The organism is Hyphomicrobium nitrativorans NL23 (genome assembly GCF_000503895.1).
GTDB classification, from domain to species: domain Bacteria; phylum Pseudomonadota; class Alphaproteobacteria; order Rhizobiales; family Hyphomicrobiaceae; genus Hyphomicrobium_C; species Hyphomicrobium_C nitrativorans.
In genome coordinates, this window is sequence record NC_022997.1 from 90,660 (window position 1) to 113,889 (window position 23,230).

Annotated in this window: 15 protein-coding genes and 1 pseudogene; 6 read left to right on the forward strand and 10 right to left on the reverse strand. The window is 58.4% G+C overall.

Annotated elements, in window-relative coordinates; all coding sequences use genetic code 11:
* The first annotated feature begins 239 nt into the window (after positions 1-239).
* Positions 240-2,135 (forward strand): asparagine synthase (glutamine-hydrolyzing), encoded by a 1,896-nt coding sequence (gene asnB / locus W911_RS00410; protein ID WP_023785533.1) that lies wholly within the window; start codon positions 240-242, stop codon positions 2,133-2,135.
* Positions 2,132-3,574 carry a glycosyltransferase gene (locus W911_RS00415; RefSeq protein ID WP_023785534.1) on the forward strand — a complete coding sequence of 481 codons (1,443 nt, stop codon included), beginning with the start codon at positions 2,132-2,134 and terminating at the stop codon, positions 3,572-3,574. Before asnB (W911_RS00410) ends, W911_RS00415 begins: the two co-directional genes overlap by 4 nt.
* Positions 3,575-3,656: 82 nt before the next feature.
* Here W911_RS00415 and W911_RS17020 read toward each other — a convergent pair whose 3' ends face one another.
* The 10 genes and pseudogenes from W911_RS17020 to W911_RS00465 form a co-directional block, all read right to left on the reverse strand.
* Entirely contained in the window at positions 3,657-6,233 is a 2,577-nt protein-coding gene (locus W911_RS17020) for an ATP-binding cassette domain-containing protein (RefSeq protein ID WP_023785535.1), read from the reverse strand.
* Positions 6,234-6,257: 24 nt separating this feature from the next.
* Positions 6,258-7,118, reverse strand: coding sequence for an ABC transporter permease (locus tag W911_RS00425; protein ID WP_023785536.1), 861 nt, complete (start codon positions 7,116-7,118; stop codon positions 6,258-6,260).
* A 456-nt stretch (positions 7,119-7,574) separates the two neighbouring features.
* Positions 7,575-8,996: a hypothetical protein gene (locus W911_RS00430; RefSeq protein ID WP_023785537.1), complete on the reverse strand. Its 1,422-nt coding sequence runs from the start codon at positions 8,994-8,996 to the stop codon at positions 7,575-7,577.
* 461 nt (positions 8,997-9,457) lie between these two features.
* Positions 9,458-10,405, reverse strand: coding sequence for a class I SAM-dependent methyltransferase (locus tag W911_RS17025; RefSeq protein ID WP_023785538.1), 948 nt, complete (start codon positions 10,403-10,405; stop codon positions 9,458-9,460).
* Positions 10,402-11,427, reverse strand: a pseudogene (locus W911_RS00440) (NAD-dependent epimerase/dehydratase family protein); the annotation flags it as partial. The pseudogene W911_RS00440 and the gene W911_RS17025, both read right to left, overlap by 4 nt.
* 167 nt (positions 11,428-11,594) lie before the next feature.
* Complete coding sequence (locus tag W911_RS00445; protein ID WP_144083459.1) at positions 11,595-12,728, reverse strand: transglutaminase-like domain-containing protein; 1,134 nt, start codon at positions 12,726-12,728, stop codon at positions 11,595-11,597.
* Positions 12,729-12,814: 86 nt separating this feature from the next.
* Positions 12,815-13,747, reverse strand: a complete 933-nt coding sequence (locus W911_RS00450) for an NAD-dependent epimerase/dehydratase family protein (protein ID WP_023785541.1) — start codon at positions 13,745-13,747, stop codon at positions 12,815-12,817.
* Positions 13,748-13,759: 12 nt separating this feature from the next.
* Positions 13,760-14,710 carry an NAD-dependent epimerase/dehydratase family protein gene (locus W911_RS00455; protein ID WP_023785542.1) on the reverse strand — a complete coding sequence of 317 codons (951 nt, stop codon included), beginning with the start codon at positions 14,708-14,710 and terminating at the stop codon, positions 13,760-13,762.
* A 56-nt stretch (positions 14,711-14,766) separates the two neighbouring features.
* On the reverse strand, positions 14,767-16,719 hold the full coding sequence (gene asnB, locus W911_RS00460) for an asparagine synthase (glutamine-hydrolyzing) (RefSeq protein ID WP_023785543.1): 1,953 nt from the start codon (positions 16,717-16,719) through the stop codon (positions 14,767-14,769).
* A gap of 157 nt (positions 16,720-16,876) precedes the next feature.
* Complete coding sequence (locus tag W911_RS00465) at positions 16,877-17,494, reverse strand: winged helix-turn-helix transcriptional regulator (RefSeq protein WP_023785544.1); 618 nt, start codon at positions 17,492-17,494, stop codon at positions 16,877-16,879.
* Between the two features lie 149 nt (positions 17,495-17,643).
* Here W911_RS00465 and W911_RS00470 point away from each other — a divergent pair, with 149 nt between their 5' ends.
* The 4 genes from W911_RS00470 (at position 17,644) to W911_RS00485 (ending at position 23,225) form a co-directional block, all read left to right on the forward strand.
* Positions 17,644-18,984, forward strand: a complete 1,341-nt coding sequence (locus tag W911_RS00470) for a glycosyltransferase family 4 protein (protein WP_210163470.1) — start codon at positions 17,644-17,646, stop codon at positions 18,982-18,984.
* Between the two features lie 96 nt (positions 18,985-19,080).
* A complete protein-coding gene (asnB, locus tag W911_RS00475) occupies positions 19,081-20,910 on the forward strand; it encodes an asparagine synthase (glutamine-hydrolyzing) (RefSeq protein WP_023785546.1) in 1,830 nt (609 codons plus the stop codon).
* 40 nt (positions 20,911-20,950) lie between these two features.
* Complete coding sequence (locus W911_RS00480; RefSeq protein WP_023785547.1) at positions 20,951-22,060, forward strand: glycosyltransferase family 4 protein; 1,110 nt, start codon at positions 20,951-20,953, stop codon at positions 22,058-22,060.
* A gap of 154 nt (positions 22,061-22,214) precedes the next feature.
* A complete protein-coding gene (locus W911_RS00485) occupies positions 22,215-23,225 on the forward strand; it encodes an NAD-dependent epimerase (protein WP_041316822.1) in 1,011 nt (336 codons plus the stop codon).
* Positions 23,226-23,230: the final 5 nt, after the last annotated feature.

Genomic DNA, 23,230 nt, shown 5'->3' on the forward strand with positions numbered 1-23,230 from the left:
GAGCGTCATTTTGCAATTTAGTGCCCGACCGCTCTCGACAGCCCACAGCCTTTGATGACAACCTTCGAACGATCTGATAACGACAAAATCGGCGCGAAGATAGCAGGATCAGGATGGGAGATTGCAGCGTCTTCTCGTCACCGCGTTCTTCATCGGCAATGCATTTCGACACGGTCGCGATTTGCCTACATTCGTGGCGCGATTGTGCTGCTCGAACTGCGATTGGATCATAAAACGGCATGTGCGGGCTCTTTTCCTCGATCGGATTTTCTCCTGATCGCGCGCGGATCGACATCGTCGCCCACCGAGGCCCCGACGGAAGCGGCTGGGAGGTTCACGACAGTCCCTCGGGGCCTGTCGCGCTTGGTCATCGACGCCTGGCAATTATCGATCTGTCGGAGGGCGGGCACCAGCCGACGTCGGATCCGACGGGCCGATACCACATCGTGTTTAACGGCGAGATCTATAATTACATCGAGCTGCGCGAAACCCTGCGGCAGCAGGGCGAGATCTTCACCTCCGATTCGGATACCGAAGTGCTCTTGCGCGCCTTCGCGGTGTGGGATGAGGCAGCGCTCGACAAGCTGCGCGGCATGTTCGCGTTCGTGGTGTGGGACAAGCGCGAGAAGCGTTTGTTCGCCGCGCGCGACAGGTTCGGAATTAAACCGCTTTACATGGCGCAGGGCCCGCACGGCATCGCGTTCGCCTCCGAAATCAAGCAGCTGCTCAGCCTGCCCGGCGTCAGCGGACGCATGAACGTCGCGCGTGTTCACGATTTTCTCAGCTCGGGCATTGCCGACCATACACCTGAGACGATGTTCGATGGCGTTATGCAGCTTAGAGCGGGAGAGTGCATCAGCGTCGAAACCGGCAAGGGGCTCATCGAGGCCACCATACGGCGCTGGTATTCGACAAGCGTGCCGGAGATCCACCTTTCGGAAGCGGAAGCGGCTGAACGTTTTCGCGCCGCGCTCTCTGAGTCTGTCGCGTTACACTTGCGCTCGGACGTTCCCGTGGGCTCATGCCTGTCGGGCGGGCTCGATTCTTCGGCTATCGTCTGCCTGATGTCGGAGTTCATGGGATCGGGGACGGGCGGACCTAAAGTCAACACGGTTTCGGCTTGTTACCCGGAAAAAAGCGTCGACGAGAAGCCGTTCATGGACGAGATCGTCGCGCACGCCGAGACGGTCCCACACTTCATCTACCCTCGTGCCGAAGACGTTTTCGCGAAGGCGTCCGACATCACGTGGCACCAGGACGAGCCGTTCGGATCGACCTCGATTTTCGCGCAATGGCGCGTGTTCGAGGAAGCGAGACGGGCGGGCATCAAGGTGATGCTGGACGGCCAAGGCGCCGACGAGCCACTCGCAGGATATCATAGCAGCTTTACCTACTACATGGCCGGGCTGACCCGGCAGCGCGACTATCGGATGCTGCTGCGAACCATGCTGGAGCGCAAAAAGTTCCACGGCCTGCCTGTCACGGATCAACTCAAAACTTATCTCCTGCCATTGCTGCCAGGAAAACTTGCATATGCGCTCAGAGGTACTCGCCAGGTGCTGGTTCAGCACAACTGGCTCGACGGGGACGCTCTGCGGGAGCACGGTAATCCCAAAGGTGCACTGGCACTTGCCTCCGAGCTACTTGATCTTCCGCCTGTCACCGACATTCGCACGCTGTGCATGACACTCACGTACGCCTCCAATCTGCAGATGTTGCTGCATTGGGAGGATCGCAACTCGATGGCTCACTCCATCGAAGCCCGCGTTCCTTTTCTCGATCACCCGTTGGTTGAATTCCTGCTCGGGCTCGGAAACGACCACAAGATTGTCGGTGGCGATACCAAACGCGTTTTGCGCGCCGGCATGGCCGGCGTTCTCCCCGAAACGGTGCGGCAACGGCGCGACAAGCTCGGCTTCTCCACGCCGGAGCAAGTCTGGTTTCGCGGCCCGTTGCGCGGCCTCATCGAGGATGGGATCGAGAGCACGCTCAAGCGCTATCCCGAGCTGATGAACGCAGTCGGCGTGCGCGCATTGGCAGCTGACATGCTCGAAGGGCGGCGGCCCGTCGATTTCACGCTGTGGCGGATCGTCAATCTTGGGATCTGGGGCGAGCGGTTCGGGGTGAGCCTGTGAACGAGACGGAAGCCTTTCAAGACCCTGGGCCTGGAAGCGGACGCAAGCGCATCGGAATTCTCTGCTTATCGGCCATTCCCGACGATCCACGCGTGCGCCGGCAAGGCGATCTGATGACGGAGGCAGGCTGGGATGTCGTTGCGATCGGTCTGCCGGGGCACCGCTCTTCAGAGCCCAAGTGGACATGCCTTGCAATCGATACCGCACCCATTACGCCAACCGTGACGGGCGCTGATGTACCAGATACCAACGATGCGCCCGTTGCAGGCGAGAGTTTCTCGATCCCTCGCGAGATCACTCAGCCACATCGGAACGCAACGGCAGACAGCAAGACACCACGGCAACTGCTTACGGAAAGATTGGCCCAACGCCTCGATGCGTATGGCGCGCCGACCTGGGCGAAAACATTTCTTCTTCCCATTGCCGTGACGCTCATGCCTGTTGTTCGCTGGGGGTATAGCGCGTGGCGCGTGCTTCGCGTCAATCTTCAGCCGTCTTATGCAGCGGCGTCCTACTGGAGGCTAAGAGATGACTTCCGGAGCATTTATGAATTGGGGCGTCGCCACAAGGTCGACCTGTGGCTCGCGAACGATTGGACAACTTTGCCAATCGCTGCGCGGCTCGGAGCGGCCCAGGGCATTCCCTACGGCTACGATACTCACGAACTCGCCGTCGACGAGTACGCCCAAAGCCTGCAGTGGCGCGTCCTCAATCGCGCCCTGATCAAAGGCGCGGAAGGAGGTGCAATAAAAGGTGCCTCCTTCGTGACGTGCGTGTCGGATGGCATCGCTGATCGGTTGCAGGAGGTCTACGAACTCGACAAACGCCCGGTCGTTATTCGCAACACGCCGCACTATCAGCGTTGCTCACCGCAGCCAGTCGGACAAATCATCCGAGTGCTGTATCACGGCATCGTAGCACCGGGACGTGGGCTAGAGGCTTCGATCCGAAGCGTCGCGCTATGGAGACCGGAGTTCCACCTGACAATACGTGGACCGGCGCACTCTGATTACAAAGCTGCGCTCGAGAAAATAGCGCACGAGATGAACGTATCGGACCGCGTCACGTTCGATCCGCCCGTGCCGATGACGGAGCTTGTCGCGCGGGCCGCCGAGTTCGACATCGGCCTGTTTGCTCTCCCGGATCACTCGAAGCAGAATGTCTACGTGCTGCCCAACAAGTTTTTCGAGTACACGATGGCCGGACTTGCGCTTTGCGTCTCCGATTTGCCCGAGATGACACGGCTTTTGCGAGCGCACAATCTCGGAGTTCTGATCGAGGCGATGACTCCCGAGGCGATCGCTTCCGCTGTCAATCGATTGGACCGGGACAACCTTGCTCACTACAAAGCCCGCGCGATCGAAGCGGCTAAGGTCCTCAATTGGCAGAATGAGGGCGTCCGCTTTATCGAACTCAGCGACAGCGCGACCCGCGTCTGACATCTTGCTATCCACTGGGCTCCGAAACGGGGCGCCTTCGTTCTGCAGGCGGATCCCTGGTTACCGTCTCAAGCGCCCGAGTTCACGAACTGCCTTTTTTCTTGCAATAGGCGATCAAGAGTTGGCGGCCATCTCGTTCGGCGAAATAATCGTTCGAATCCTTCTCAGCTTGGCTCAATGCATTGATCGCATTGCTTTCCTCAGTGCTATAGGAACGCACAGCAATGGATCTCGGTTGCGGATCCTCCTCCGTCGGAACGGTGATATCGTAGTAATCGCCGTAATCCACTAGGTGAACCGGGATAAAGGCGGAAGGCCCCGCTTGATCGATGGCGACAATCTCAAGCCCCTCGACACGTCCCAACAGGCGCCGAAGTCCGCGCTCATTGAACAGCGAGACGTGATAAGGCGGCACGACATTCGCGGAAGAGGCGCGGGACACTTTGGCATTGAGCTCTGAGAAGTGCGGCACGACCGTCACCAACATGCCGTCGGGCTTCAACACCGATGCATAGCCTTGAAGGAATTCTTTCGGTTTCGGAATATGCTCCAGAACGGCGACCGAGGAGATGACATCGAACAATTCACCGGACGCGCGAAGATTGGCGAGATCTGCCGTCGAAATGGTGAACCTGTCGTTGAACGCATTGCGCGCGATGTCCACGGACTTTTTGTTGAACTCGTTGAGCTTTACAGTCCAGGATGGACGCGCTTCCGCAATCAGATTGGCAAAAGCGCCAAGGCCACCGCCGACGTCGAGCCATGTGCCGCTCGCACGGCCTCTTGTCGCACGATCGATGACCGCCATGAGCGTTTCTTTGGGCGCCGAGAAGGGCGTTGCGTCGCCACACCCGAGAAGCAGCGGCGCCTCAAAGAGATTTCTTACCTGGGTATAATAGGCGCCATCGTAAAGCTTCGCGATGATGTCGTCGGGGGGATAGGGATCGACGGTCACGAAACCGCAGGCCGAGCATTGCGCGTGAGTAAAACTATACTTGGAAAACGCAGGCGCTAGCGCAACCTGATCACAGGCCGGACACGCCTCATGTCGCGGCCATGTCTTCGGATATCCCCCTTCCCTGAAACAGATCGCCTCTATCTCGGATCTCAATGTCGCAAGGCGATATTCTGGCGCGGCTGCTTCTGGCGCTGAACGATCCGTAACGCCCCCATCGAGTGATGGCATAGTCGCCGATGGCGACCCGGAAACACCCTCGTTCGCTTCAGGCGTCTCGTTTTCCATAGGCCTGTGGACGAGCGACAGATCGAGAAAGACGGGGGCGCCAAGATCCATTCCCGCATCTTCGACGAAGAACGGATAGTAGAAATGGCGGTACTCATAGAATTCCCACGTGGCGGGCTCGTTGGGCAACAGACCAATCGAGAGCAGGTACTCGCCCTTGCGGAACGGAACGTAATCGAAATGCAAGTCGATCGTGCCCCGACGGGCAGGCTTCCGGCGATCAGGCGCGCTGTCATAGCTCTCGCGGGTTTCGAAGGGCCGGATGTTCTGAGTGTAAAATTGGGCGACCGACGAGAGGTCGAGACGATTATTGATCGAGATCGCCACGCCAAGGCTTGACTCGGGTAACGGGCCGTCGACCCTATATTTAATCCTAAGAAGCGCGTGCTCATAGAACTTCAAGCGCGTCGTCCGCTCTCCAGCCGAATTGATCAATTCGACGCTGTCGATAAACACCGGACCGCGCCGAAAAATCTGCTGTCCGACAGAACGATCCTCGCCGCTCTGATTGCTCTCGAAAAGTTTGCGCGGTTCGAGGGCTTTCTGGCGCGGCGCGGCGGCGACTTTTTCTACTATGCTGCCGTCGACGCCGGAGGAGGAACTCTCAGCGGTAGCCAGATGCGGCTGATTACTCTTTTCCTTATCGAGCGCATCGTCGACAGTCTCAATCCAGCTTTCTTCATCCGAACTCTGGTGCGCAGCGAGATCATAAGCCTGAACGACCTGCATCGAAGGTCCAACCATGCGCACACGACCCTGATCGAGCCAAACGACCCGATTGCAAAGCTGGGCGAGCAGCGCTGTGCCGTGCGATACGAGCAATACCGTGCGGCCGCCTGAACACAACTGACGAATCCGACGCAGTGACTTCTGTACGAAACCAGCATCACCCGTGGCGAGCGCTTCGTCGATGATCAAGATTTCGGGATCGACGGCCGTAGCGATGGAGAATGCCAAGCGCGCGTGCATACCGCTGGAATACGTCTTCACCGGCCGATTGATGAAGTCACCGAGACCGCTGAACGCAATAATGCCGTCGATCTTTCTATCGATCTCCCCCTTGTTCATTCCGTAAAGGAGACCGCTCAGATAGATGTTTTCGCGACCGGAATATTCAGGATGGAAACCGAGGCCGAGTTCAAGGATCGCGCTTACGCGACCGCTGACTTCAACCGATCCGGATGTCGCTTCCAGTACGCCAGTGATGATCTTGAGAAGCGTGGACTTGCCCGCTCCATTCGGCCCGATGATCCCCAGCACTTCTCCGCGCTGAACTTCGAAGCTGACGCCATCGAGCGCGCGAAACGTCGTGTGACGCGCTCGGCGTGTCAGGACCTCGATTGCGAGATCCAGTGGGCGGGTGAAGACTTGATACTCTTTAGCGACGGAATTGATCCGTATGGCCACATTGCTCACGGTAAGTTCGTCTCCAGTGTGTCGTCAGAGGACGTTCGCGAAGTGGTGGCGCAATCTTGTGAAGACGTAGGAACCGCTCGCAAGAACGACAGAGGCCATGATCAAAAGAACAACCCATGCATATGGATGCTCGAACCGACCGAAGTACAAGACGTCCTGGTAGCACCATATGAGGTGGCTGAATGGGTTGAGCATCAAGGCATACTGCATCTTCCCTGGAAGCATGCTTGGCAGATACATGACCGGCATGAGGTACACGTTTATCGTGACGAAAACACGAACGAACTCAGACACATCTCGGAAGTAAGGCGTTAAGCTCGACAAAAGTAACGCCAGCCCCCATAGCAATAGCACGTGCATCGCGAACAGGATTGGCAGCATCAGAAACATTGGATTGTAAATGCCGCGAACGATGATGATGTACCCGATCACCGTGAGAAACAGAATGGCCTGGACGAACAATGCCGAGGCCACGGTCTTGGCAATGAGCACCTCTGTCGGAAAGAGAACTTTTTTGACAATCGTCTGGTTCGCGAAAAGAATGCTCGGGGAGCGAGCTATCACATCGGCAGTGAGCAACCAAGGCGCCAAGCCGGCAAACAAATATATAAGGTAGTCGCTGGGACCACCGTCTCCGATACGCACACGGAACACCGCGGTGAAGAGGAACGCAAAGACAAAGAAGAGAGTAACGGGATGGAGGAACAACCAGATGCCCCCGGCGACCTGCGCCGCATGCTGATCGGTTAGTTCGCGTCGAGAAAGCTCTTTTACGAGAGACCAATTCTTGACCACGCTATGGATCAGACGAAATACTCCGAGACCATGCTCGTTCGTCGCTCTCCCGCGTTTAATCAATGCGTCGTCTGTGCCCCGATCAGTCATGGGATACGATTAAGCTCCATTCAGCGAGCTCCGGCCGGCGTCTGTTCGCAGGCGGAGCTGAACGTGTAGGAAATGTCCAGTATCTGGGCTCAGACGTTCAATTTTCTGTTTGGATCGACCGTCAAGCCAATCGGCATGCACCGCATGCTACGTGCCGGACGCACCCGAAACACCGATCGGCCATATATAACGTGCCCGCCGCTTATTCTCCATTCCCCTTCGTTCGCGGGCGCAAAGTGTTAACAGCCTGCTGTCGCATTGTCACGAGCTGGGATGGGAGGTGACGCGGCCGGGAAACCCCGATCTCCGCGGCGGCCTTACTTCCCGGACGTGATGCCAAAATCACGGTCTAAGCCTTACCCGTACCTGCGCAACTGCTGCGTGGAACCTCCCCGCAAGGAGGCTCGGGATGACAGCATTCCTCCCGCACAACAGTACGAGCCTTGGGCGCCTCCGTTACGATCGGAATACAGCCTTGTGCAAAGCGCGGCGATAACGCAACGGAACCAATCTCCACACCCCGCGGACAGCTCGATATGCTAGCGTATGCTCATCGTCCTCAGGTGTCGTTTGCTCTCCTGCGATAGAGGACCCTTGCGCGTCCGCTGCTGCTGCGGCGGCATCGGAGGCTTGCTTCGCGGCCTGGAGCAAACGGTCGTTTAGCACCGCCGCGTCCTGGGGATGAGCCGTCGGCTTCTCATTCAAGGCCCCAGGCGGAGGGGGGGCAAATTTCTGCGCCGTCGACGAGCGATACGCCACCCATCGCGGATCTATCCTTTCTGCATACTCCCGCTCGATCGTTTCGCGAAGCAGGTCCGCAAGAGCGCGATAGCCAAATTTCCCCGACTTCACCAAATGATCATACGCGCGATCAGCAAAACCTTGCAGGTAGTCGATATCCTCTATCTTGTCCAAGACATCGGCCGCATTAGAAAAATCCTTTTCCAACGGGATATAATGAACATCTGGCGTCAGAACATCCGAATAGTTTCCACGAAACAGAACCATCGGCGTCATCATCGCAGCACATTCAAAAACCCGAGGTGAAATCTGTCCCACATTGAACGGCGCCTCGAGTGGAGCGAGCACGTCCTTCATTTCATCATACGTTGGAGCGCGCCCCGTAGCGACCGTGAGGTCCTCGACCATTTTCTCAACAGCCGAATCAAAATCAAATACATTGGAGCCACTTTCCGACCCCAACACCGCCCGACACGATCCCAAAAAATTGTACCACGCATCGCCATAGATGCGGCTTTCATTGTCCATCGCGATATCAGTCGCCACGCCCCGCTTGAGAGCTACTTCTCGAAAGCGTCGCCCGATTTCGTATTTTTCGAATCCCAGGCGGCCGTATCTTGCGCCGATAGCGCGACCTCGGTAGCCGACTTTCACCTTCCGCTCCGCCAGCGGGATAATTGGGTAGCGCCCACGGTTCTCGATGACGCTTTCCGGCATGTATCCGGTGAGACCCTGAACAAGAGTCACGCCTGGAAGCTCCGACCTGGGATAAACGAGCGGCCAAAACTCCTTCTGCATACACGTCAACACAACGTGAAATCCAAGCCGGCGAATGGCACGATGCAGAGTTGCCGTGCGATCATAGTCATCTTGAATCGCTATTATTTTAAGGCCGCGAAATTTCTGCAGCGCGTTTTGATAGTCGTCTCCAACATACCCCTCAAAGCAAAAACGGGTGCAATAATTGTTGAACACGACGTCGTAGTCATTGATATCAAAATCCATCACGGCGTTATGCGTTACATGCACATAGCTAACATCGTAATCTGTGAATTTCTTAAGAGCCGCCAGATACTCAAGGGTTGTCGGCGTAAAAGTCGACCACATCGAATAGGTAACGAGAATTTTCTTGCGCATCAATTGTTCGTCCTCTTTTCCAAGAGGTTGGATTCCATAAGCACGAGGCTCAGGAATTGCTTTTCAACAAGGAAAAAACCAAAATCGCCTATGTAGTTAGATATGAATTGCGCGTTGACGCAGATGATAGGTTTTTTAATGGTTTCCTGTATCCTTTGAATTCTCTCAACCCATCAGCTGTGGGCAGAGAATGCGCGCTAAAAAATTCCACATATCCGGGTGCGAACACGCCGCTGCTCCTCTGAATAATCACCTCTGAAGAGATCCCAACCTTAAAAAGGTTGGGGACCCTATAGAGCGCATGGCGCGAACGTCAAGGCCTGAAGGTGCGTACGTCCCCGCCGTGCACTTCGCCGCCTCATTGCCGCGGAACACTTGTGTTTGGTTTTTTTGCCCCGCCCAATGGCCGCTCAGTGTTAGCTTGCCGCCAGCGCAAATCGAATACCCAAGCGTGCACAAGGTCACACCGGGCGAAACCGATAGCAGCCATCAATGCCGGCGTGAATGCGAGGCCGCGCGAGCGGCAGTTGCTGCCCATCAAAGGTCAAACCGGCGAGAAATCTGCGGCTTTCTGGGGGAAGGCGCTGGTCCATGATGGCCGCAAAACGCTTGTGCAGCAAGGACATCTCCCACGCCGATACCGCAACGCCGAAGCTTTCCAAGGCGAAACCATGCCTAGCCGCGAGTTCCACAAACTGCGCGTGGGTATAGCATCGTGATATCGGGCAATCGGCGCCGTCGGTCGACTTCCGAAAAGCCTCTGGCAAGCTAAGCGCTGCATCGATCCCCTGAACGATTTGTCTCTCGTAGGCAACATAGAGATGAACCCACAAACTGTCCGCGTGATAGACCATGAACTGGGCTGCGCCGTCAGGTTTCAGAACGCGACGCAATTCCGCCAGCGTCCTGTCGATATCCGGCACGTGATGCAACACCCCCGAACTGTGAACCAGATCCATCGATGCATCGTCTAGCGGAAGATTGTCATCCGACACGTCATGGTGCAATAATTCCACGTCGCTGGAATGCAAAGCCAGCCGGTCGCACGCTTCAGCCAGTGAAGATCTAGAGACATCGACGCCGACAAGGCGCGATGGCTTCGACTGAGTGGCAAAGCCAACTAGGTCGTATCCTGGACCACACCCGAAGTCGAGCACGGCCAAGCCATCCGCACCGGATACGGGCATCAGTTCGATGTAACCGAAGTACTGGTCGTTGCGCCAATGAAAGTCATCGAGCGACTCCTTGGCGGAGCTAAACTTCCGGTGAAGAGTCACGTTATGTCCGGTCCAGTACTCTTCAACTGCGCTTGTCTCGGCCTCCGGCTTCTTCCCCCTCGGTGCGGTCTTCAAAAGCCGCTGCGAGACAGACTTGAGACGAGCAATCAAACCGGGTTCGAAAATTCTCATGAAAGATCCATTTTAAAGTAAGCGCGCACCTCGGGCAGATGCTCGGCGTGCTGCATCACGCAGCGCAGAATCCTATCTTGGTTCCCCTTCGTCCACGCAACCGTACGCTTCAATCCTTCCTCATGACCAACGCTGGCGACGAAACCAAGCTGATCGCGCGCCTTGCTCGTATCGGCGAACCGCTGGCCCGAACGATCCCAGTCACGCGCCGGCTTCAGGCCGATCGGCGCTGCGTTGCCGGTCAGAGAATTGACGCGCTCGGCAAGCTGCAGGATAGTCGTCTCCTCACCGGAACCAAGATTGTATATCTCGCCCGGCGCCCCCCTCAGCGCGCAGGCTATCAGTCCCCGCGCCATATCCTCGACGAATATGAAGTCGCGCGTTGCGATGCCGCCGTTTTCGACAGGTAGGGCTTCGCCGTGCAGCGCCTTCCAAATGAAGGTCGGCGTCACGTTGCGCCAGACGGTTTCCCGAGTCCCGCGCCAGCGGCCGGCCCCGAGGATCTCACCCGGACCATAGACGTTTTGAAAGCGGGCCTTAACGAAGGGCAGGCCATAGCGTGTGAAATAGTAGTTGCCGTACATCTCACCGATAAGCTTCGAAATCGAATACGGGCTGTCGTGAAAGAGCGAGACCGGCGCGTCTTCCATTGTTGCCGTGGCGCCATCGAAGGTCTTCGCCGCAACCGCGCACCCTGCCGCCGAGTACACGACCTTCTTGAGAGACTTGATATCCTTCAAACGCTCGAACAACTTCAGCGTCGTCAATGTATTGTTCTCATGATCAGCAAGCGGATCATGAATCGATGACTGGTTGCCATGGTAGCAGGCAAGGTGAAACGCATAGTCGATGTCGTCGTCGAGATCGCGCAAGATGCGATCATCGGTTATTGAACCAATCACAAGGCGCACGGCCGGATGCTCAGGTACGTTGGCCGGATCCGCGGAGAGGAAATTGTCGACGATTGTCACGCGCCGCGGCTGAGCGGCGAGGATTGCGCGCACCAGATTTGATCCGACGAAGCCGCCCCCCCCACGACGAGCACGCTCCGGCCGGCGAAATCATCACCTTGCAAATCAGACATAATCGAGGATCTCCAGAAGTAGCGGCGCAAGGGACTGGCGACGCCAAGAAACGCGAAGCGTGGCCAAAGAACAAGCGCTATTGGCAGGGCAGCCCCAAACCCGCTTCAGTGCAGCGCTTCATAGCGCGCTTGCGAGAACACGGCGTAGCATGTCGGCTGCGTTGTGCGCATCGACAACAGGGCTTCGCGATCGATATCAAAGGTTATGCTTGAAGCGTCTGACAGCGAGAGCTTGCGACCATCGACCTCAAGAGCATCTCCCTCTTCCGGTTTGCAACCCGCTACACCTGAAATCTCAAGCGACACCCGATACCTTCCCTCCGCAACGAAACGCAATGCCGTGGGGTTCCTTTTATGGCTTGTGGTGGTGTCGCCAACATAGTTAGGGACATTATCAAAATTTTCATGCGCTGGCGTATCTGCGGGAACGGCCAGAGTTACGATCCCTTTGCCATTGACGAGAACATCAACGTCTCGCCTATAGAGATACTCCATTGGATCGCCCCTCGCTGCGCGCACGAACATCGACCACACATCGAACGCGTTCTCCATTCGAGTATGGGAAGGATTCCCCCTGATTTCAGAAATACTTTTGAGCATTATACTGCCGTCCTGGGAGACTGCGAACCCCCATGTCACATCGATGAAGCGCCACGCGTTCAGATAGTAGACTTCGGTGGCAATGTGGCTTTCACGCAGTCCGTCGGTGGTATAAAAAAAGCTCACCGGACGCGTTCGAATGCCCAAGGCAGCCATGATATCTCGAAATGCCTCGACGTGGTTTCCGCAAATTCCGGCTCCGACATCCAGACACATCTCAGAGCCAAGAGGAATTTGATCGCGAGCATAAGCCTTAAGATAGGAATATCTTCCTGTGCTCAATGACGAACGAACGACCGTGGCCGCCTCTATCGCGGCAAACGCCTTGAAAACCTCCCGCTTGTCAAAATCGCCGCTTGGATAGTTCTGAGCCACAGCGTGTGCTGCGCTTCCTACTCGGCAAGCGATCCGCATAACCTTCGTTGGCTGACTGGCACAGTCAACGAAGCGTTTGGGGTCGTCTCCCGCCAGATCCGCCATCTCATCGGCTGCGGAGCCCGCGCTTACGTTGCTCGCGTCCGGCTCATTCTCGGCCACACTATGGTTTTCTTCAGTAGGCACGAAGAAAAAGGCAAGCCCCGCACCCAATACTGCAAATGTGAGCACAAGACTCACCGCCGCGCGTTTGCGATTGGTCAACTCGACTCCCTGCTCAGCGAATGGCAGCTCTGGCAACAGAGGTCCGTCCGGAATAGACGTGATCGTCGCCCAAGACGAGGGGAGGGTCAAGCGGGCGCCTTCAGGTGGCTGTAGATGGCGATGACTCCGTGCTCGTCATACCAAGCCAGCATCCGCTGGATAGTCTCCTCGAAAGAGTAGCGAGGTTGCCAGCCAAACGTCGCGATCGTGTGCGACGGGTCGAGAACCATCGACGCCACGTCGTCCGCGCCGGGCTCGACCTCGGGAACAGGTTCCGCAAGATCGACGCCAACGTGCGCTGCGACAAGATCGAAGATCTCCTTGATGGTATGCCCAGTGCCGGTCGAAACATTGTAGACCCCGGTCGGCGCGCCGTCTTCGAGGATCAGATCCATAACTGTAAAGAAGTCTTCGAGGTCGATGAAGTCCCGCACGGTCTTGGAGCAGAAACAGCTCTTGCCGGCCTTGAGACGCGTATAAAACGTCGGGATCGGACCGATGGCGAGGCGCGGCCCGGTCACATTGGCGAGCCGCAGCGACACGAACGGCAGGCCAGACATCGCGATGTAGCTCTCGCCGGCTTGCTTCGATATGCCGTAGCTCGTGAACGGCCGCGCAGGCGCATCGACAGGAACCGGCACCCGATCGGGCCGACCGTATCCGAGCGCGGTGTGGAAGTTGACAAACCGGCGGACGTTGGCGGATTGCGCGGCCTTGGCGACGTTGATGGTGCCCTCGACGTTGGTGCGCGTATCCTCCTGCCAGTCGTCAGGGTCCTTGTACGCGGCTGCCGAATGGATCACATGCGTCGGCGCGAACTCCGCAAATGCGCGATCGACAAGGTCCTTGTCGGCAACCGACCCGGTGACGACCTTCAGGCGCGGATGGCTATCGGGAAGCGAACCGCGATGTCCGGTTGCAAAGTTGTCGATGACCAACACATCATGATCCGCCACGAGATAGCGCTCGGTTAGGCCGGATCCGAGCGTTCCCGCTCCGCCTGTGATCAGTATACGCATGCCGTTTCTGCCTCAGCTTTTCTTGATTTCGCCGCGCGCTTCTTTGAGGTGCGTATAGCCGCCCTCGACGCCGTGCTCGGCCCAGCGGTCGACGGCTTTCCGAGCGATCTCCGAAAGCGGTGTAAAGCTGACATCGCCGAAATCGTCGAACGTGCGCGAGGGATCGAGCAGGATAGAGGCGGCGTCGTCCGGTCCGAGCGGACGCACTTCCGGCTCTGGGTAATCGTTGAACTTCATTGCGGAAACGACGGCGTCGTAAAGTTCGAGAATCGCGACGTCCTTGCCGGACGAGAAATGGTAGGCGCCCTGCCCGGTGCCGTCGGCGGCACGCACGACAACTTTTGCAAGGTCTCCCGCGTAGCAGAAGTCGCGACGTGCAGGCGTCACAAAGCACTTCTTCCCCTCAGAAAGACGAGAATAGAAGATGGGGAGAGGGCCCGACACATTGCGTTCGCCGATGACGTTCGCGAGGCGGAACGAAACCCATTCGACGCCTGAAAACTGCACGTAGTTTTCGCCGGCCGTCTTGGAAATGGCGTAGCTCGAATTGACGGGGCTGATCGGATGATCGAGCCGGATCGGCTGCTGGATCGGCTTCGTGCCGTAGCACAGCGCCGTCTGAAAATAGACGAGACGCTTGGCGCCGTGATCCTTGCACGCCTTGGCGATGTTGGCCGTGCCGCCCGCATTGACGAGTGCGTCCGTGCCCCAGTCATCGGGATCCTTGTAGGACGCCGCCGTGTGGATGACGACATCAGGCTTGAAGTCCGCGAAGAGTCGATCGACCAACGCACCGTCGACAATCGTATCCTCAACCTGGGTCAGGTTGGACTGCGCAAGCAGGTTGTCGCGGCGGCCCGTCGAGAAATTGTCGATGGACAGGACCGTATCACCCCTCGCCAACAACATTTCCGCAACGGTGGAACCGACTTGACCGTTCCCGCCGGTGATGAAGACCTTCATAGCTTGCTGTTCCTCTTCCCTGTAATCCTGTTCAGCGGCGTGGATGACGCTGCGCACTATTGAGATGTCGTGTATACGACCGCTGGCTCTTCCGTGTGCTCATCGCACATCCGCTTGAACTCGTGCGCGCGGTCATGGAACCGCTGGTGCCAGAGTTCAAGACTTAACAACCCCCATACCTTGCGCGAGAACCGCTCCGTCTTCTCGAAGTTCGCGAGAATGGCGTCGGAGTTGAAGAAGTCGCGGTGGCGAGAGCGCTGCGTGTGGAAGATGTCGTGAACGAGATCCTTGAGCTCACCCGAGAACCACTCTTTGAGGGGCACCGGAAACCCCATCTTGTCGCGGCGCCCCGTGAGCTCGCCCGGCAAATCCGAAGCGAACGTCGTCTTGAGGAAGTGTTTCATCTGCCCGCCTGCGAACTTGACGTCCGCCGGGATCGAGGCCGCAAACTCGACGATGGCGTGATCGAGCAACGGGACGCGCGATTCAAGGCCGTGCGCCATGGACATGCGATCCTCAACATGAAGAAGGGCCGGCAGCAGGCACTTGAAATCGAAATGCGTCATGCTGTCGAGATAGGCTTCCTTGCGCACGTTGCGCTCGGAGTTGAAAATTCCTTGAAAGCGCTCGAATACAGACTCGCGATCCAGGGCGCTCCAATCCACCTCGTCGGTCATGTCGGTCGAGCGGTCGATCAGACGGAAGTAACGCTCGTCCAGCGGACCGAACAGACCTTTGGAGAAGAGCTGCTTGATGAGCGGCTTGTACTCCTGCAGCACGGTTAGGTGCGGAATGATCGATTCCGGCGTGACGACGAAATGCTTGCTGTTGGTGTACGTGCCGTCGATCGCAGCCTTCAGCGACTGCTCTAGATAGGCGATCAGATAGCGCGCATAGCCTCCGAAAATCTCGTCGCCGCCTTGACCGCCCAGAACCACCTTAACGTGCTCGGCAGCAAGCTTGGACACCATGTACTGCGGGAACGATCCGGGACCGGCGACGGGCTGATCGAGGTGGTAGATCACGTTCGCGATGTTGTCGCGGAAGTCCTCCGCCGTAATCTCGATCTCGTGCAGCGCGATGCCGCCCATATCGCAAGCCGCATGTGCAAAAGCGCTCTCGTCGTAGCCCGGAAAGCCGGTGAACTTGCCGTGAAAGCCGATGCACGCGGATGACGGCTCGCGCGCGGCGAGAATGCCGATAAGACTGGAATCGACGCCGCCCGAGACGTAAGCCCCGACTGGGACGTCTGAGCGCAGATGTGCGCGCACCGAGTCCTCAAGCAGGCCGTGCATCTGACCGCCGAACCATTCCGGGCGGTGGTCCCAGTCGATGTCGTAGTGCACATCCCAGTATCGGAACGTCCGCACATCGCCGTTCGAGACCGTGAGCGCATGGCCTGGGAGAAGCTGATGGACGTTCTTAAAGAGACTGCGGTCGCCGATCGTATACTGGAAGGTGATATATTCGGCGAGCGCCTCGGGGTCGGTCGCAACCTCGGGCAGAACGGGCAGCAGTGCTTTAATCTCGGAGGCGAAGTAGAACACGCCGTCGACCACAGTGTAGTAGAACGGCTTGATCCCGAAGCGGTCGCGGGCCGCGAACAGCCGGTTTCCGTCCCACAGCGCGAAAGCAAACATCCCGCGCAAGTGCGTCAAGCAGTCGATGCCCCACTTTTCGTAAGCCGCGAGAATGGTTTCCGTGTCGGATGCGGACCGGAAGGTCCAGCCATCCTGCAACTGATCCATCAACTCGACGTAATTATAGATTTCGCCATTGTAGGTGATGACGGAGCCGTTCGGGCCCGCCATGGGCTGGTGGCCGGTTGGCGACAGATCGATGATGGCAAGACGGCGATGCGCAAGACCACAGGAGTCCGCTGCATTCAGCCACATGCCGTGCCCATCGGGTCCCCGATGCTCAATCAGGCGGCTCATCGCGCCCAGGCGACGACCGAGGTCACGTACTGGTTGGCCGTCGAGGGAAACGCAGCCGGCAATACCACACATAAAATCGTCCTCTTAAAACAAGCGATTATTGCGGGAGCTTCCCGAAAAACCGCAACCTTTTAACAATCCGCAAGCCCCTTGTCACACCCTCCGCACATCGCCCAAGCCAGGAGCGCGGCTGCGCGAGCAAAACATCCCAATGAACGCTTGATGCCGCTCATCCGCCCGACTCCTGAGCATCGCCCACCGGCGACGACAATACGGCAAGCATGAACACGCGCTCTTCCCCGAGCCGGGCTACAGCCGCCTCATACATCTTTCGCGGCGCAGCGATGTCCGTCACGATTACTCCGTCACACAACCCGAAAATCTGCTCGAAAGACGCAAACACCGGGAGACGAAGGAAATGCTGCTGAGAAGACTGCGGATCGACAATCGCAGCGATCTCCGTGCGGCTTTCCAGTGCACAAATCATGGCGATCTCGGCAACATCCGAAACGCCGGCGAGTGCAAATCTTTCGATGCCCTTCGCGCGCGCGGCCTCTATCACTGCGGCGCAGTCCAGCTTCGCACGGCGAAAAAGCGAAAAGGAGTGAGAGAGATAATCGACGGTCAGGCGCGATTTTTCCGCAAAACCTTTAGGCGTGAGGTAATAGGCATAGCGACGTGCAGGAGCACGCGCGACTTTGAGCAAGCCCTTCTTCACACACCGGCCGAGGTAGGCATTCACAAGCCCCAGCGCGATCCCGAGTTCGACAGCCAGATGCCTCTGAGACTGAGAACTGTCCCGCTCAATCTGCTCAAGCAGGCCGAGCATGATGCGGGCGTCGTCCAAGCCTTTTTGTCCTGGCGCTTTCGGCACACCGTGCCCCCCTCCCCAACGTCATCGGTCTAGAACGTTCAGAGCGTGAACGTCAACCCGAAGAACGGACGGAATGCCTGAGCTGCCTGTCCAATGTGGATTGTTTTTATTCAAAGCTTTGAATGACTTTTCTAACTTTTTTGCTCCGCGTGGCTCGCTCTGCGGCCACCGTCTTCCCCTTTTCTCCACAGCTCTCTCCCCGCCCGCCAAAGGCTTTCCGCGTGCGGTTTGGCATCAGTCAAAATGACACGGCGCGCGGGGCACGGAGAAGGCCGCAGACTGAGATAACCGCTTTGGTTTCCCCGAGGGGCGCTGTATGCCATGCGACGGTCTCATTCAGCCTGATTGACCCGCGCCTCATGAAGTCCGCCCACATCGCCACCCTGCATCACCGGCATGACACGCGCATCCTGCTCAAGCAATGCGTGTCTCTGGCCAATGAGGGCTATGATGTTGCTCTTTTCGTCAGCGACGGTGACGGCGATGAAGTTTTCAACGGGGTCAACATTGTCGATGTCGGCCGCACGGGAGGGCGCGTGGCGGGTCGATTGGTTCCTATGTGGCGCGCCGCGCGACAGGCCCGGAAATTTAAGCCCGACGTCATCCATTTCCACGACGGCATGTTCCTGCCGTTCGCCATTCTGCTCGCTGCGGCCGGATACCGCGTCATCTATGACGTTCACGAAGACTATCCGCGCGAAGTGTTCGCCTGGCGCTTCTCATGGCCCGTGCGATATGCGGCGAGCGTCAGCTACGCAGTCCTCGAATGGATCGGCGGGCTGATGTTTACAAAAATTCTGGCGGCGACACCGCACATCGCCCGCCGCTTCCCGAAGCGCAAAACGCACACGATCCGTAATTTTCCGCTGCACGAGGAGCTTGTTGCATCCGACGCCACGCCCTACGCGATGCGCGCGCCGCATTTCGCTTACGTCGGAAAAATTACGGTCGACCGAGGGATTCGCGAGGTCGTCGATGCCCTGCCACGTATCGATAAAGCACAGGTCATTCTTGATCTGGCCGGCGCGTTCGATCCCGCGGCGCTCCGCGAGGAGATCGAGCGCATGCCGGGCTGGCGACACGTTCTCGACCGGGGCTGGGTTGGCCGCGAAGATATCGCGCGCATGCTCGGCGGGGCGCGGGCCGGGCTGGTCGTCCTTCACCCAAGGGAAAACTATCTCTATTCCTACCCCATCAAACTGTTCGAATACATGGCTGCAGGACTGCCCGTGATCGTTTCCGACTTTCCGCTCTGGCGGCATCTCATCGGCGATGCGCGCTGCGGTCTTTTCGTCGACCCGCGGGACCCGGCCGCCATCGCCCAGGCCATGGCATGGATACTGGACAATCCCGACGAAGCTGAGGCGATGGGTGAGCGGGGGAGACTGGCCGTAGAGGACGAGTACAACTGGGCGCAGGAAAGCCGGACACTGCTTCAATGCTACCGCGCGCTCGCCGCGTGAGGTTTCACATCGCGACTGGTGCAACTACCGGTCCCGCCTTAGAAGCAGCAGAGAAGAAGCTAGAGAGACAACGGGGCGGCAGGAGGGACCGATTGCATGTGTGGCATTGCGGGGTTCGTTCGCCTCGATGGGGGACCGGCCGAGCGTTCGGTCATCGAACGCATGACGGACGCCGTCCGGCATCGGGGTCCTGACGGCAGCGGTCATTTTATCGATGGCTCGCTGGCACTCGGTCATCGGCGTCTGTCGATCCTGGACTTGAGCGAACACGGCGCTCAGCCCATGCACAACGCGGGCGGCACACAGGTGCTGACGTTCAACGGCGAAATCTACAATTACCTCGAAATTCGCGAGCAGTTGCGCGCCAAAGGTTATATTTTCCGCACCGAGACGGATTCGGAAGTGATCCTCGCCGCCTACGACTGCTGGGGCGATGAGTGCGTGAGCCGCTTTAACGGCATGTGGGCGTTCGCCATCTTCGACCGCGCACGACAGAGGCTCTTTCTTTCGCGCGATCGGTTCGGCGTGAAGCCGCTCTACTACTCCGAGGGACGCAACGCCTTTGCCTTCGGCTCCGAAATTCGCCAACTTCTGCCGTTCGGCGAGGGCGTCTCGGCCGACATGGACGTCATCCGCACATTCCTCGTCACCAGCTTCAGCGACGTCGACGACCGGACGTTTTTTCGGGGCATCCGGTGCCTGCCGGGCGGTCACAGCGCCACCTTCAATCTCACGCACAACCGCTTCACCATCCAGCGCTACTATGAAGTGAGCCCGCGGGAAGACGTGGGCAGCCTGTCCATCTCGGACGCGGCCGAGGAGTTCTCGGCGTTGTTCGAAGACGCGGTGCGGTTGCGGCTCAGGTCGGACGTGAAAGTAGGAACCTGCCTTAGCGGCGGGCTCGATTCTTCATCTGTCGCTGCCACCGCGTCGGAACTTTATCGCCGTGAAGCGGATGGTCGTTTCGGCGCCATCACGGCCGTCAGCGAGCAGGATTCCAACAACGAGGCGCACTTCGCGGAGATGGTCGTCAAGTCGAGCGATCTCGACTGGCATTGCACGAAGCCGAGCTACCAAGATTTCGTTTCGTCGCTGCCTCATGTGGTGCGTGCGCAGGAAGAACCGTTCGGCGGCCCCTCGCTCACCATGCAATATTTTGTCATGAAAGCCGCTAGAGACAACGGAATCGTCGTGCTGCTCGACGGGCAGGGAGGAGACGAGACGCTGCTCGGCTACGAGAAATACTACGCCGCCTATATCGCATCGGCATTCCGTCGCGATGGGATCGGCGCCACCGTCGCGGCCTTGCGGGCATCTGCACGCAACAACGCTAAGATGCACCCCGTCAACATGGCGAAGTATCTCGTGGGTGCGCTGGTGGCTCCCGCGCGATACGCGTTCTACAAGCGTCGCCATCGGCACTTCGACCGCCACGCGCCTTTGCCCGCACCGCTGTCGGCCTTCGCCAAGAGTTGCTTCGACAGTTTTCGCCTGCAAAAGCTGGAAATCGAATCCACGAATCTTCCGGTCCTTCTGCGCTACGAAGACAAGAACTCGATGGCTCATAGCGTGGAAGCGCGTCTGCCCTTCCTGGATTATCGGCTACTCGAACTGAGCCTGTCGCTTCCCGACCGCTACAAAATCCGCGACGGCTGGTCCAAATGGATCTTGCGCAAGACAATGACGGGACGGCTTCCCGAGGCCGTGGCGTGGCGGAAAAACAAGTTCGGATTCGAGGCTCCTGAAGATATTTGGCTGACCAAACACGCAGCCGAGATGCAACGGACGGTTCTCACATCGCCCCTCTTGGGTGAGATGGCTTCCGCAAACGCATTCTCCAAGGCGATGCAACGGCTCGATAAGCGCAGCCGCTGGCGGCTCTATAGCGTTGCGTTATGGGAGCGAGAATTCAAAGTGGCCTCGTAAGCCTTCTGTCTCAACGATGCGGCCACTCGGAGGGCCAGCCTTGAAGATCGCCCATCTGACATCGGTGCACGCCCGTTACGACACGCGGATTTTTCTCAAACAGTGCCGCTCGCTCGCGGCTGCCGGGCACGACGTGACGCTGATCGTTGCGGACGGTGTGGGCGACGAAACGCGCGATGGGGTTCGTATTCTCGATGTCGGCAGGCCAGGCGGCAGGCTGAGCAGAGCGCTCACGACCACGCGGCGCGTGCTCACGCAGGCCATCGCCGCCAACTGCGATGTCTATCACTTTCACGATCCTGAACTGATGCTGGCAGGCAAAGTTCTGAAGCGCCGAGGCAAGCGCGTGATCTACGATGCGCATGAAGATCTCCCGCAGGATATTCTCTCGAAACCCTACATCCCAGTCGCGCTGCGCCGACCCATTTCATCAGGCGCGCGACTGTTGGAGCGCACCGTCTGCCGCCACTTCGACCACGTCGTCGCGGCGACGCCGACCATCCGCGACAAGTTCGCCGCGATGGGTGTGCCCGCAACCGACATCAAGAACTATCCGATCCTCGGTGAACTCGACGACGGCGCATCCTGGACGGCTAAGAACAAGATCGTCTGCTATGTCGGCGGCCTCTCCGCCGCCCGAGGCATTCATGACACCATCGCCGCGATGACCTATTGCCAATCCGACGTTCGCCTCGCGCTGGCAGGAGACTTCGTCGGCACCGGCACGAAGGAGATTGTCCAATCTTCGCCTGGCTGGGGAAAGACGGATCATCTAGGCTTTCTTTCGCGCACGGGAATCCGGGATGTGCTTTCGCGCTCGATTGCGGGCCTCGTGACCTTGCATCCGACACCCGCCTATCTCACCTCGCTGCCAATCAAGATGTTCGAATACATGTCGGCTGGCGTGCCGGTGATTGCGTCCGATTTTCCGCTCTGGCGGGATCTCGTCGAAGAAAACGCCTGCGGCATCTGCGTGAACCCTCTCGATCCTACAGCGATCGCTGTTGCCATCGACCGCTTGGTCAACGATCCGGCAGAGGCGCGGCGCATGGGCGACAACGGCCGCCAAGCGGTCCTTGGCCGCTATAATTGGGAGATCGAGCAGGCACGGCTTGTTGCCCTCTATGCCGACTTGCGCGCCCCAAGCTGAGCACTCGACGTCAACGGCAGCTCGCGCGCGCTGTATTCCTTTGCGGGAGGATTCGGGATAGTAAGCGCTAGATATCACGCGCCATGTGGATTTCACCGGCAATCGATTCCGTCGTTTCACCCCGCGAATAGGTCTCCCGATCTTGGCTTCGACCGTGAATACACCGATCATCGTCACCGGGGCCGCAGGCTTCATCGGCTTTCATGTGGCGCGCCGGCTGCTCGACCGAGGAACGCCCGTTGTCGGCATCGACAATCTCAATGACTATTACGATCCGGCTCTGAAGGAGGCTCGGCTCGCTCTTTTGAGCGCCTCTCCCACCTTCTCGTTCCACCGCCTGGATCTCGCGGCCCGAGAGGATACCGCAAACCTCTTCGCAGCCGTGCAACCGCAGGTCGTCATCCACCTCGCCGCACAGGCTGGCGTGCGTTACTCGCTCGAACATCCCGAGACCTACATCGACGCCAATCTGGTTGGCTTCGGCAACGTTCTCGAAGGATGCCGCCGCAACGGTGTGCGCCATCTCGTCTACGCCTCGTCAAGCTCGGTCTATGGCGCCAATACGCAGATGCCGTTTTCCGTGCATGACAACGTCGACCACCCCGTCAGTCTTTATGCAGCGACGAAGAAGGCCAACGAGTTGATGGCGCATTGCTACAGCCATCTCTATGGACTGGCGACGACGGGGCTTCGCTTCTTTACGGTTTACGGACCCTGGGGGCGTCCGGACATGGCACTTTTCAGGTTCACGCGCGCTATTCTCGCGGACGAGCCCATCGAAGTTTACAACAACGGCCAGATGCGTCGCGACTTCACGTATGTCGACGATGTCGCCGAAGGCGTGTTACGCACCGCCGATCGCTTCGCAGCGCCCAATCCGGAATGGAGCGGAGACGCACCGGATCCCGGCAGCAGCAGCGCGCCCTTCCGGATTTACAACATCGGAAATACGGAACCGGTCGAGCTGCTCAGGATGATCGAGATCCTTGAAGCCGCACTCGGCAAAGAGGCCAAGAAAACGTGGCTTCCGATGCAAGCCGGCGACGTGCCTGCCACGTGGGCCGATGTGGACGACCTCGTCCGCGACACGGGCTACCGCCCGGCGACACCGCTGAAGGAAGGGATCGAGTCCTTCGTCGCGTGGTACCGGGAGTATTATCGCTAAATGTT